The sequence below is a fragment of the [Clostridium] scindens ATCC 35704 genome (assembly GCF_004295125.1).
Classification (GTDB): domain Bacteria; phylum Bacillota; class Clostridia; order Lachnospirales; family Lachnospiraceae; genus Clostridium_AP; species Clostridium_AP scindens.
Window position 1 is genome coordinate 2,814,637 of the sequence record NZ_CP036170.1, and the last position, 12,091, is coordinate 2,826,727.

Here is a 12,091-nt window from a genome sequence, read left to right on the forward strand (position 1 = left end):
CTCCCTATACTTCGATTCCTAATAGCGTTAAGATCAATGCCATTCGTATGTATACGCCATACTGCATCTGCTTAAAATACGCCGCTCTGGGGTCTTTGTCAACCTCGACGGAGATCTCATTGACCCTCGGAAGGGGATGCAGCACATACATGTCTTTTGGCGCAAGTTCCATCTTCTTGGCATCCAGGATGTAGAAATCCTTCATGCGGACGTAATCTTCCTCATTAAAGAAACGTTCCTTCTGAACGCGGGTCATATACAGAAGATCCAGTTTCGGAAGCGCATCCTCCAGGCGGACGACCTCCTCGTATTCCACCTGCTTCTGATCCAGCACGTCCGAGCGGATGTAGCCTGGAAGCCTTAACTCTTCCGGGGAAATGAGCACGAACTTGATTCCCGGATATCTGACCAGGGCATGGATTAACGAGTGGACGGTACGCCCAAACTTCAAGTCTCCGCACAGGCCAATGGTCATGTGATCCAGATGCCCTTTTAAAGATCGGATGGTCAGAAGATCGGTGAGAGTCTGGGTCGGGTGCTGATGCCCGCCGTCTCCTGCGTTGATCACCGGAATCGAAGAGTGGCGGCATGCCACCATAGGCGCGCCTTCCTTTGGATGGCGCATGGCACAGATGTCCGCGTAGCAGGATATGGTGCGGATCGTATCGGAAACGCTCTCGCCCTTGGCGGCAGAACTGGAGTCGGCAGAAGAAAATCCGAGGATGCTTCCGCCCAGGTTCAGCATGGCTGCCTCATGGCTGAGCCTTGTCCTGGTGCTTGGCTCGTAGAAGAGCGTTGCCAGTTTCTTCCCTTCGCACGCATGGGCGTATTTTTCAGGATTTGCCTCAATGTCCCCCGCAAGATCCATAAGTTTGTCTAATTCTTCCACGGAAAAATCCAGTGGACTCATCAAATGTCTCATATAAACCTCCTCTTATCGATATGTTAATAATTCATCAACAGATTTGCGCCCGGGCGCATCCGGATGGATGTCCGGGTAACCGATGGCGATCAGCGCGGCAAGTTCCTGATCCTTTGGAAAATCAAGAAGCTTCGTGATGCCATCCTCATCCCAGATTCCCATGATAACGGTCCCAAGCCCGGCCTCATGGGCGGCAAGGCAGAACGTCTGCGCCGCGATGCCTGCATCGAACATCTGCCAGCGGTCACCCTTTTTCGTGGTAAATGATCCATCGCGCTCAAAGCCGCAGCGGCCCTTTACGAAGGTCATAGCAATCAGCATTGGTGCCTGACGGATAATATTAGAATTAAAATCTGGGGTGTAATTGTTCATGATTGAATTAAGAATAGAAGAATCTTCAATTGCGATATAACGGACGATCTGACTGTTCTTCCAAGAAGGAGAATAGGATGCAGTAGATATAATGGATTCTAATAGAAAATGGTCTATCGGGTCCGGCTTAAACTTCCGGATGCTTCTTCTGGTTCTGATACATTCAGTGGTGTTCATCTCGTTTTCCTCCCATATTGAAAATCTTTCATACATCATATAATAAATATGAAAGATTTTCAACGTCTGCAGAGAATTTTTTCAAACAACAACCCTGCGCAGAACCAGAGAGGCGCATAGTCGAGGCGGATCAGCCCGTTAACATTCAGCCGGGCTTCGCTGTAATCCCAGGGGCAGGCTTCAAATTTCCTCAGGAAAGAGCCGGTAATATATTCTCCGATAAAAATGCAGCAAGTATATACACCTCCCCGTAACACCAGACTCTTGCCTTTTAAACGTCTGCAGATGGGAGAAAGGAAACTGGCCATGCCATAGATGGGGAACATCCAGATGGAAGTATTCCCGGTAAGTTTGTGATTTTCGTTCTGCAGGGAGTGCAGGCCGGTGAATAGAATCTCCATGCACCACCCACAGGTTCCGCAGGTTAAGAAATTGTGCTTCATGTGTCTTAGTATGGCAACGGAAGGTAGATTTTATACCAAAAATGTATTATAATACAACTTGATTTGCAAAGAAGGAGAAAAAGACATGCCAACGTTAGAGGAATTGAGAATAAGGCTAGACGATGTTGATGAACAGATGGTCAGACTCTTTGAGGAAAGAATGAGCATCTGTGAAGAGGTCGGAGAATATAAGGTAAAAAATGGAAGGAAAGTTCTGGACCGCCAGAGAGAGCGGGACAAGCTTCAGGAGGTGGCCGGTAAAGTATCCACGGACTTTAATAAGAAAGCGGTACAGGAACTCTATGACCAACTGATGTCCATGAGCAGGAAACTGCAGTATCAGCAGTTGGTCAAGGCAGGGGCCCTGGGCAGGCTTCCATTTATCGGGGTGTCCTCCCTGGATGACAAGAACGCGAGGATCGTATTCCCGGGAACGGAGGGCGCATACAGCCAGGCGGCCACTAAGAATTACTTTGGGGAGGACTGCAACAACTTTTACGTGCGGACCTTCCGGGACGCCATGGAAGCCATCGAAGAAGGAGCGGCGGACTTTGCCGTGCTTCCCATCGAGAACTCTACGGCGGGCTCTGTGGATGAGATGTATGACCTGCTGGTGGAATTTGAAAACTATATCGTAGGAGAGACAATCATCCCGATCGTCAATACGCTTGCCGGTCTTCCGGGAACAGAGTTGTCGGATATCCAGCGAGTTTACTCAAAAGGCGTGGCTCTGATGCAGGCATCCCGCTTCCTGGACGAGCACGGCGACTGGCAGCAGATCAGCGTGGCCAATACGGCGATCGCGGCAAAGAAGGTGCTGGATGAGCAGGATAAGACCCAGGCGGCCGTGTGCAGCGCATATGCGGCCAAAGTGCATGGCCTGGCGGTGCTGGCGGACAATATCAATGATGATCAGGGAAACTCCACCCGATTCATCGTAGCCACCAACCAGAAGATATTCCTGAAAGACGCGAAGAAGATTAGCATCTGCTTCGAACTGCCGCATGAGAGCGGCTCATTGTACCACCTGCTGTCTCATTTCATATATAATGACCTGAACATGACCAGGATCGAATCCAGGCCGGTAGAAGGAAAGAACTGGGAATACCGCTTCTTTATAGACTTCGAAGGAAATCTGGCGGATCCGGCGGTAAAAAACGCGATCCGCGGCCTGCGGGAAGAAAGCATTAATTTGAAGATACTGGGAAATTATTAAGAGGTGAGGCAAATGAGAACGAATGAACTGATGCTGTACAAACATATGGAAGAAGGCCAGATATTAAATGATATGACCTTCCTGATGGAGAACTACGCCAACGATTATTATAATATGGAAGACATGAAAGGCCTCCTCTTTGACTTGGTCAATGAGATTCTGGAATTGGCGGTCAGCCATGGATTCGAAGGAAACCTGTGGCACAATTACCTGACCTACCTTCTTGCCAGCCACGAGAATGCATACAGCACCTCCTGCGAGATCGTAGGGCCGGTGGAGGGAAGCATCAACGAAGTGGCCCTCCATGACTTCGCTATCTTTAAGGAACTCTTTGACTATGGTTTTCAGGCGCTGGAAGAGACCATGGGCGTGGATTGCCTGTCAATGATCCGGGACTATGCAGGTACCAGCGGACACGGCAAGATATTTAACCAGAGAATCCGGGACCGCATCTGCGACCTGAGCAGAAGCCTTGCCAAGGCCGAAACGCCGGGAAAGTTCAAGGATATCCTGACCCAGTTTTATAAAGAATTCGGCGTGGGCAAATTCGGGCTTCACAAAGCCTTCCGAATCGAGCATAGGGAAGAGGGTACCGAGATCGTGCCGATCACCAAGATTGCCCATGTGCATCTGGATGACTTGGTAGGATACGAGATTGCCAAGAAGAAGTTGATCGACAATACGAAAGCCTTTGTGGAAGGAAGAAAAGCCAACAACTGCCTGCTTTTCGGTGACGCGGGCACGGGAAAGTCATCCTCCATCAAGGCGATTCTGAACCAGTATTATGACCAGGGCCTTCGGATGATAGAAGTCTATAAGCACCAGTTCCAGGATCTGAACGATATCATTGCTCAGATTAAGAACCGCAATTATAAATTTATCATCTATATGGATGACCTGTCCTTTGAAGAATTTGAGATCGAATACAAATACTTGAAAGCCGTGATTGAAGGCGGACTGGAGCGAAAGCCGGAGAACGTGCTGATCTACGCCACCTCCAACAGGCGCCACCTGATCAGGGAGACCTTCAAGGACAAGGCAGACCGGGACGAAGAACTGCATACCAATGACACGGTGCAGGAAAAACTCTCCCTGGTCGCCAGATTCGGCGTGACCATCTATTTCGGAAAACCAGATAAGAAAGAATTCCAGGAGATCGTGCGAAAACTGGCACAGAAAAGCGGCATAGACATGCCGGAAGAAGAACTCCTTCTGGAAGCCAACAAGTGGGAATTAAGCCACGGCGGCCTGTCCGGCCGGACAGCGCAGCAGTTCGTGGATTATCTGGCCGGAATGCGGTAAGAAGGACGAATAGAGGAACAGATAAATAAGTATAGGAAAGGAGCGTGGAACAGATATCCGCGCTCCTTTCTTAAATTTGTTGTAGCAGAGGATGGGAATAGAAATTGTAGAATGTGGTAGAGAAATTGAAAGGAATTATGACTGGCCCGGCTTTTCATGCAGGGCCAGTCGAAACTTAGAAAGGATATTATAATGCAAAGGTTCCAATAATCTGGCCGATCTGTACGATATTGCTTCTACCTGTAAATTCAAACTTGACTTTGCCAAGACCGCTGAAATACATTTCCAGTTCGCTGTCCATATCAAATACGCCTGCAGTCTCTACGGAGAAAGCCGTTATTTTAGAATAGGGAAGAGAAGAAAAGTCTTTTTTCTTGCCGGTCATTCCTTGTATATTAACTGCGATTACTCGCTTGTTCGTGAATACACAGTAGTCTCTCATGGCTTTATAAGCACCGATGACCTCCTCGCCATTGATTAACAGTGGCTGGACTTCTGCAAATATTGATCCGGGGTCTATCTCTTTCATTTTTACATATTCGCTGTTCTTAAAATCAATCATTCCTGTTACCTCTCTTTCGCTTTTGTTTTTCATAAATTATTTTGTTAGAAATTTTCTGACTGGAACTAGGTATATTATATATTATTTTGTAGAATTTGCATATACTAATAAAGTGAATTATGAAGAATATTGTTGAGAAATATAATTTCAGATGAAAACGCTCCATATATAAAGTTGTATAATAGATTCACATATTTGAAACGATAGACAATGACATTATAACCAAACGCCGCGCAGTTAGTCCTGCACGGCCTTTATATTGGAAATATCGGAATCAATCATCAGGGAATAGTTGGTATAGTATACCACGAACCCCGGCTTTGCCCCATTAGGCTTTTTCACATGTTTTTTCTCTACATAATCAATCTCTACTTTGTCGCTGCCTCTGTTCTTGGAGTAGTAGGCAGCCAGCCGCCCGGCTTCTTCGAAGGTGCGATCCGGCAATTCATCTCCATTACTTTTGACGATGACATGGGAGCCCGGCGCGCCTTTAGCGTGGAACCACCAGTCATTTCCCGCGGCAAAGGAGAAGGTCAGTTCATCATTCTGCAGATTGTTCTTGCCAACATACATATGGTAGCCGTCACTGGAGAGGTAGTGCAGAGGCTTGCTGGTCAGCTTCACCTTTTTCTTGGTGAACTTTCTTCGCACATACCCGCTCTGGATCAGTTCTTCCTTGATCTGGGCCAGATCTGCCTCGCTCAGCGCGATGTCCAAGGCATTGCTGATGGATTCCAGGTACTGGATATCATCGGCTGTCTCTTGGATGAGGTCTGAGAGTGCCTCAAAGGTACGTTTCTGCTTATTATACTTGGCGAAATATTTCTGGGAATTCTCCTGGGGTGTCATAGTCGGGTCCAGGGGAATGGTAACTTCCTGGCCGGTGTAATAATTAAGGGCAGTCAGGTTCTTGGAGCCTGGAGCCAGATCGTAGCCGTAAGCGTTGATCAATTCGCCGTAGACCTTGTATTTTTCCCGGTTCTGCGTATCCTTTAACTGCTTGGCCTGAAGATCGTACTTTTTACGGTTCCGTTCCAGGGCTGTCTGTACCACATGGCGTAAGTCCGCGCTTTTTTGGCGGATGCGGGTCAGGGTATTCTTAGTCGCATAGTAGGTACTGAGCACCTGGGAGATGGAGGAAAATTCCTTCCTTGCAAGGCTGTTGTAGTGCGTCAGCGGCAGGGCGCCAAACTCCTTGGGGGCGCTCCCTTCATAGTAGATGACCGGATGGAAAGCGCCTTGGCGGACATCTTCCATATAGTAGGCAAACTGCCGGAACAGGTGGGCCATCATATCGCCGCTTAAGTCTCCGGCAGTTATGCCGGATTCCAGGCCGGCCAGATAGCAGATCTCTTCGGCCACTGCAGGGCTGATTCCCGTGAAACTGGTATAGATCGCCTTGCCAAGAGGCATGGGCTTCTCCTTAAGAGCCTGGCCAAAGGAAGACTCGTCAATGGCAAGCGGATTGTGCTTTGCCATGGTATCCGGTATAAAATATTCCCGTCCGGGCAATACCTCCCGCACGGAACTCATCTGCGCGGAGACATGCTTGATGCTGTCGATGATCCTGCCTTGATCATCGCAGAATATGATATTGCTGTGCTTGCCCATAATCTCGATTACCAGCTGCTTCTTGCACAGATCTCCCAACTCATCCAGATGCTCGATATCAAGGATGATGATGCGCTCCAGTTTGGGCTGGGAGATGCCGGTAATCCGTCCATTTCCGACATACTTTCGAAGAAGCATGCAGAAGTTGGGGGCCGTCATTGGGCTTGGCTTGTTCTCGTCTGTCAGATATATCAAAGGGAGGGATGCGCTGGCCGAGATATAGAGTCTTTTTTGTCCCTTCGGAGTCTTGATGGTGAGCAGCAGCTCGTCTGGCTCCGGCTGGGCAATCTTGGCGATACGTCCGTCTGCCAGCGCATTTTTTAGTTCCTGGACCATTGCAGCAACCGTGATTCCGTCAAATGCCATAGATATGTCCGTCCTTTCTTACTGAAATAAGAAGATTATAACATAGTTGACGGGATATGCCAAATGACTTATAATTATCAGTGGCAATTAAGAGACATATAGCAAATATATTATAAGAAGAGGTTCATATCATGATAAAAAGTATGACAGGGTTCGGACGCTGCGAAGTGATGGAAGGGGAGCGCAAGTTCACGGTTGAGATGAAGGGGGTAAATCACCGCTACCTGGATGTAAATATCCGTATGCCAAAGAAACTGAATTTTTTCGAGACAGCAATCCGCAGTTTGTTAAAGCAGAGCATCCAGAGGGGAAAGGTAGATATCTTCATCTCCTATGAGGACTTTACCGAGAACCAGATGTCCCTGAAGTATAATGAGTCTCTGGCGCAGGAATACATGGACTGCTTCGGCCGGATGAAGGAGCAGTTCTCCTTGGAAAATGACATCCGGGTATCTACGCTGTCCCGCTGTCCGGAAGTGCTGACTATGGAAGAGCAGGTCATTGACGAGGAAGAACTCTGGAATGGCCTTAAAAAGGCGCTGGAAGGCGCGATCGGCCAGTTTGTGGAGACCAGGACGCTGGAAGGAAGCAACCTCAAGAAGGACATTATAGAAAAGTTAGACGGGCTTCTGGATCTGGTGGGCTACATTGAGGAACGTACGCCGAAGATCGTGGCAGAATACAGAGAGAAGCTGGAAGCCAAGGTTCGGGAACTGCTGGAGGATACACAGATCGAGGAGAGCCGGATTGCCGCCGAGGTGGTCATATTTGCAGATAAGATCTGCACGGATGAAGAAGTGGTAAGGTTGCGCAGCCATATCATACATATGAAGGAGACCCTGCAGTCTGAAGAGGCCGGGATTGGCCGCAAGCTTGACTTCATCGCCCAGGAGATGAACCGGGAGGCCAATACGATCCTTTCCAAGGCCAACGACCTGGAAGTATCAAACGTTGGGATCGACTTGAAGACGGAGATTGAGAAAGTAAGAGAGCAGATTCAGAATATCGAGTAGTGGGAGAGAGGAAAAGACCATGACTAAAAAAGGAATTCTTATTGTCGTATCCGGTTTCTCGGGAGCCGGCAAAGGCACGATCATGAAAGAACTGCTGAAGCAGTATGACAATTATGCGCTGTCCATCTCTGCAACCACCAGAAAGCCCCGCCCGGGAGAGGAAGAGGGCAGGGAATATTTTTTCAAAACGGTGAAAGAATTTGAAAAAATGATTGCGAAAGATGAACTGATAGAGTATGCTAGATACGTGGACAATTACTATGGGACTCCGCGCGCCTATGTGGAGGAGCAGTTGGAAACTGGCAAGGACGTGATCCTGGAGATAGAGATCCAGGGCGCCCTCAAGGTTAAGGAGAAGTTTCCGGAGACGCTGCTTCTGTTCGTGACTCCGCCGACGGCGAAGGAACTGAAGCACCGCCTGGTAGGCCGTGGCACAGAGACGATGGATGTGATTGAGTTCCGCATGAACCGTGCCAAGGAAGAGGCCGAGGGCATGGATAAGTATGATTACCTGATTGTCAATGATGTACTTGCAGAATGCGTAGAAGAAGTGCATCAGATCATTCAGGGAGAGCACAGAAGAAGTTTTCGTAATCAGGCATTTATAGAGCATATGAAGGAAGAGCTGAAAGGAGAATAACAAGCATGTTACACCCATCTTACACAGATTTAATGAAGGTCGTTAACAAAGACGTAGAAGAGGGCGCTACCAAGGTAGTGAACAGCCGCTACTCTATTGTGATGGCTACCGCCAAGAGGGCGAGGGAACTGATAGACGGCGCTATGCCGCTGGTTGCGGCAAAGAGTGGCGAGAAGCCGTTGTCCATCGCAATCAACGAATTGAACCAGGCGAAGATCAAAGTAGTCGGCGAGGAAGAGGATTAATACGTAATACGTATGTGAGAATACAAGGCAGATGCCGGGGCGGTATCTGCCTTTCTTCTAAATACCTTTACTTTATAGAGAGCATGGTTTTTCAAAAGGAGGAACGAATGAATATATTGTTTATATCCCTTGGCTGTGACAAGAATCTGGTGGATTCAGAAGTTATGCTGGGACTTCTGGCTGCCAAAGGATACCGGATGGTGGATGATGAGATGCAGGCGGATATCATTATCGTCAATACCTGCTGTTTCATCCATGACGCCAAGGAAGAGAGCATCCAGACGATTCTGGAGATGGCACAGTACAAGACGGATGGAAGGCTTAAGGTGCTGGTTGTGACCGGCTGCCTTGCGCAGAGATACCAGCAGGAGATTCTGGATGAGATTCCGGAAGTGGATGCGGTGCTGGGAACCACATCCTATGACAAGATTGTAGAAGCGGTGGAGGAAGCGCTGGCTGGCAAAGGCCACGTGGAAGTGGAAGACATCGACGCGCTGCCGCTGGTGGATACGAGGCGCCTGGTGACGACGGGCGGGCATTTTGCCTATCTGAAGATTGCAGAAGGATGCGATAAGCATTGTACTTACTGCATTATTCCCAAAATCCGGGGGGATTTCCGAAGCGTTCCGATGGAGCGCCTTGTAAAAGAAGCCGGGGAGCTGGCTGAGCAGGGCGTTAAGGAACTGATTCTGGTGGCTCAGGAGACCACTTTATATGGAAAGGATCTCTATGGAGAAAAGTCCCTGCACAGGCTTCTTCGGGAACTGTGCAGGATCAGCGGTATCCGATGGATACGGCTTCTCTACTGCTATCCGGAAGAGATTGATGAGAACCTGATCCAGATCATGAAGGAAGAGAAGAAGATCTGCCATTATCTGGATCTGCCAATCCAGCATGCCAATGATGATATATTGAAGCGGATGGGAAGAAGGACGTCCAAGAATCAGTTGGAAGAGATCATCGGAAGGCTCAGAAGAGAGATTCCGGACATTGCCCTGCGTACCACGCTGATCACCGGATTTCCGGGAGAGACGAAGGAACAGCATGAAGAACTGATGGAATTCGTAGATGAGATGGAATTCGACCGTCTGGGCGTATTTACCTATTCTCCGGAAGAGGATACGCCTGCGGCAGGCATGCCGGATCAGGTGCCGGAAGAAGTGAAGGAAGAGCGTCAGGCGGAGATTATGGAACTGCAGCAGGAGATTGTATTTGACCAGGCAGAGGCTATGATCGGCCGGGAAGTGCTGGTCATGATCGAAGGGAAAGTGGCCGATGAAAATGCCTATGTCGGAAGGACTTATAAGGATGCACCCAATGTGGACGGCCTCATTTTCATAAATACAGAGGCAGAACTGATGTCGGGAGATTTTGCCAGAGTGAAGGTGACCGGCGCCTTAGAATACGATTTGATAGGAGAGTTGATGGAATGAATTTACCAAATAAGTTGACAGTATTAAGAGTGATTATGGTACCGTTTTTCGTGTTTTTCATGCTGACGGATGTAGGAGGAGCAGTCAATAAGTGGATTGCCCTGGTGATATTCTGCGTGGCCAGCCTTACGGACATGCTGGACGGGAAGATTGCCCGCGCTAGGAATCTGGTGACCAATTTCGGAAAGTTCATGGATCCGCTGGCAGACAAACTGCTGGTATGCTCTGCCATGATCTGCCTGATTCCATCCGGGAAACTGGCTGCGTGGATCGTGATCGTGATTATTGCCAGAGAGTTTATTATCAGCGGATTCCGCCTGGTGGCATCTGACGCTGGAATCGTGATCGCCGCAAGTTATTGGGGCAAGTTCAAGACGGTTTCCCAGATGTTCATGATCATCGTGCTGATTGCGGATCTGGGCGGTGTATTTGACATGATTGGAACGATACTGATCTGGGTATCCTTAATACTGACGATCGTATCTTTGTTTGACTATATTGCAAAGAACGTACAAGTATTGACACAGGGAGGCATGTAAGAGATGACTGTAGAAATGATATCCGTTGGCACAGAGATATTATTAGGAAATATCGTGAATACCAACGCTGCATATCTGGCGGAAAAATGCGCGCTGCTTGGATTATCCTGCTATTACCAGAGCGTGGTAGGAGACAATGAGGAGCGGCTGGAGGATGCAATCCGGCTGGGGCTGTCAAGGTCCGATATCCTGATCTTAAGCGGCGGCCTTGGACCTACCAAGGATGATCTGACAAAAGAGGTGACGGCCAAGGTATTTGGCAGGGAACTCTATGAGGATGCCCATACCAAGGAGCGCATCCAGCAATATTTTCGGCAGGTCCACAGCAGCCAGGTGACGCCGAACAACTGGAAGCAGGCATTGGTACCGGAAGGCGCAAAGGTAGTGGATAACCATAACGGAACGGCCCCGGGACTGATTCTGGAGGAAAATGGAAAGATCGCCATTCTCCTTCCCGGACCGCCGAATGAGATTAAGCCTATGTTCGAGCAGGATATTGCGCCGTATCTGAATAAACTGCAGCCGGAAGGCATCTATTCGAAGATGGCAAAGATCTGCTCCATCGGGGAAAGCAAGGCAGAGACCATGATCTCTGACCTGATGGATGCCCAGACGAATCCGACGATCGCGCCTTATGCCAAGACAGGAGAGGTGCATCTTCGGGTGACGGCCAAAGCAGACAGCGAGGAAAAAGCGCAGGAACTGATGGCGCCTATGATGGAGGAACTCTTCCAGCGCTTTGGCGATAAGATCTATACGACGGAGGAAGATGTGACTCTGGAGGAAGCCATTGTACGGATGTTAGAAGCAGATGGCATGACGGTGACGACGGCGGAGTCTTGCACCGGCGGACTTCTGGCCGGCAGGATCACGAATGTGCCGGGGGCCTCCAATGTCTATAAGGAAGGCTATATCACTTATTCCAATGATGCCAAGGAACGTCTGCTTCATGTGAAGAGGGAGACGCTGATGCAGCATGGGGCGGTAAGCCCTCAGACGGCATACGAGATGGCAGAAGGCGTGGCGTTCGCCGCTGGGGCGGATGCTTCCTTAAGCATAACGGGAATTGCGGGACCAGGCGGAGGAACCGAGGAAAAGCCGGTCGGCCTTGTCTATATCGGCTGCTATGTAAAAGGCCATGTAAGGGTAGAGGAATTCTATTTTACAGGCAATAGGGACAAGAACCGGGAATATGCGGTGGCAAGGGCATTGACGCTGCTCCGGGAGGAGTTGCTTGAAAGGAGGTAGAA

General features: G+C 49.1%; 13 protein-coding genes. 8 read left to right on the forward strand and 5 right to left on the reverse strand.

What is annotated here, in order from left to right; translation table 11 throughout:
* Positions 1–4 precede the first annotated feature (4 nt).
* Genes pyrB through HDCHBGLK_RS14470 form a run of 3 tightly spaced genes read right to left on the reverse strand, consistent with a single transcriptional unit; the run spans position 5 to position 1,872 of the window.
* Positions 5–922, reverse strand: coding sequence for an aspartate carbamoyltransferase (gene pyrB / locus HDCHBGLK_RS14460; protein ID WP_009249331.1), 918 nt, complete (start codon positions 920–922; stop codon positions 5–7).
* Between the two features lie 12 nt (positions 923–934).
* Positions 935–1,471: a nitroreductase family protein gene (locus tag HDCHBGLK_RS14465; protein WP_009249330.1), complete on the reverse strand. Its 537-nt coding sequence runs from the start codon at positions 1,469–1,471 to the stop codon at positions 935–937.
* A 59-nt stretch (positions 1,472–1,530) separates the two neighbouring features.
* Positions 1,531–1,872 (reverse strand): putative ABC transporter permease, encoded by a 342-nt coding sequence (locus HDCHBGLK_RS14470; RefSeq protein ID WP_004606230.1) that lies wholly within the window; start codon positions 1,870–1,872, stop codon positions 1,531–1,533.
* A gap of 127 nt (positions 1,873–1,999) precedes the next feature.
* Between HDCHBGLK_RS14470 and pheA the strand changes: the two genes are divergently transcribed.
* Positions 2,000–3,130: a prephenate dehydratase gene (pheA, locus tag HDCHBGLK_RS14475; RefSeq protein ID WP_009249329.1), complete on the forward strand. Its 1,131-nt coding sequence runs from the start codon at positions 2,000–2,002 to the stop codon at positions 3,128–3,130.
* 12 nt (positions 3,131–3,142) lie between these two features.
* Entirely contained in the window at positions 3,143–4,432 is a 1,290-nt protein-coding gene (locus HDCHBGLK_RS14480) for an ATP-binding protein (RefSeq protein ID WP_004606227.1), read from the forward strand.
* A 187-nt stretch (positions 4,433–4,619) separates the two neighbouring features.
* On the opposite strand, the gene HDCHBGLK_RS14485 is transcribed toward HDCHBGLK_RS14480, so the two are convergent.
* Both HDCHBGLK_RS14485 and HDCHBGLK_RS14490 read right to left on the reverse strand, forming a co-directional pair.
* Positions 4,620–4,994 (reverse strand): PH domain-containing protein, encoded by a 375-nt coding sequence (locus HDCHBGLK_RS14485; protein ID WP_009249328.1) that lies wholly within the window; start codon positions 4,992–4,994, stop codon positions 4,620–4,622.
* Positions 4,995–5,231: 237 nt separating this feature from the next.
* Positions 5,232–6,971, reverse strand: coding sequence for an Rqc2 family fibronectin-binding protein (locus HDCHBGLK_RS14490; RefSeq protein ID WP_004606224.1), 1,740 nt, complete (start codon positions 6,969–6,971; stop codon positions 5,232–5,234).
* 131 nt (positions 6,972–7,102) lie between these two features.
* Here HDCHBGLK_RS14490 and HDCHBGLK_RS14495 point away from each other — a divergent pair, with 131 nt between their 5' ends.
* The 6 genes from HDCHBGLK_RS14495 (at position 7,103) to HDCHBGLK_RS14520 (ending at position 12,089) form a co-directional block, all read left to right on the forward strand.
* Positions 7,103–7,984, forward strand: a complete 882-nt coding sequence (locus HDCHBGLK_RS14495) for a YicC/YloC family endoribonuclease (protein ID WP_004606223.1) — start codon at positions 7,103–7,105, stop codon at positions 7,982–7,984.
* A gap of 19 nt (positions 7,985–8,003) precedes the next feature.
* The gene (gene gmk, locus HDCHBGLK_RS14500) at positions 8,004–8,624 is read left to right on the forward strand and encodes a guanylate kinase (protein ID WP_004606222.1); all 621 of its coding nucleotides are present in this window, start codon (positions 8,004–8,006) and stop codon (positions 8,622–8,624) included.
* A gap of 5 nt (positions 8,625–8,629) precedes the next feature.
* Entirely contained in the window at positions 8,630–8,869 is a 240-nt protein-coding gene (gene rpoZ / locus HDCHBGLK_RS14505; protein WP_009249326.1) for a DNA-directed RNA polymerase subunit omega, read from the forward strand.
* Positions 8,870–8,976: 107 nt separating this feature from the next.
* The gene (gene rimO, locus HDCHBGLK_RS14510; RefSeq protein WP_009249325.1) at positions 8,977–10,302 is read left to right on the forward strand and encodes a 30S ribosomal protein S12 methylthiotransferase RimO; all 1,326 of its coding nucleotides are present in this window, start codon (positions 8,977–8,979) and stop codon (positions 10,300–10,302) included.
* Positions 10,299–10,841, forward strand: a complete 543-nt coding sequence (gene pgsA, locus HDCHBGLK_RS14515; protein ID WP_004606219.1) for a CDP-diacylglycerol--glycerol-3-phosphate 3-phosphatidyltransferase — start codon at positions 10,299–10,301, stop codon at positions 10,839–10,841. The genes rimO and pgsA overlap by 4 nt, the downstream gene beginning before the upstream one ends.
* 3 nt (positions 10,842–10,844) lie before the next feature.
* Entirely contained in the window at positions 10,845–12,089 is a 1,245-nt protein-coding gene (locus tag HDCHBGLK_RS14520) for a competence/damage-inducible protein A (RefSeq protein WP_004606218.1), read from the forward strand.
* Positions 12,090–12,091: the final 2 nt, after the last annotated feature.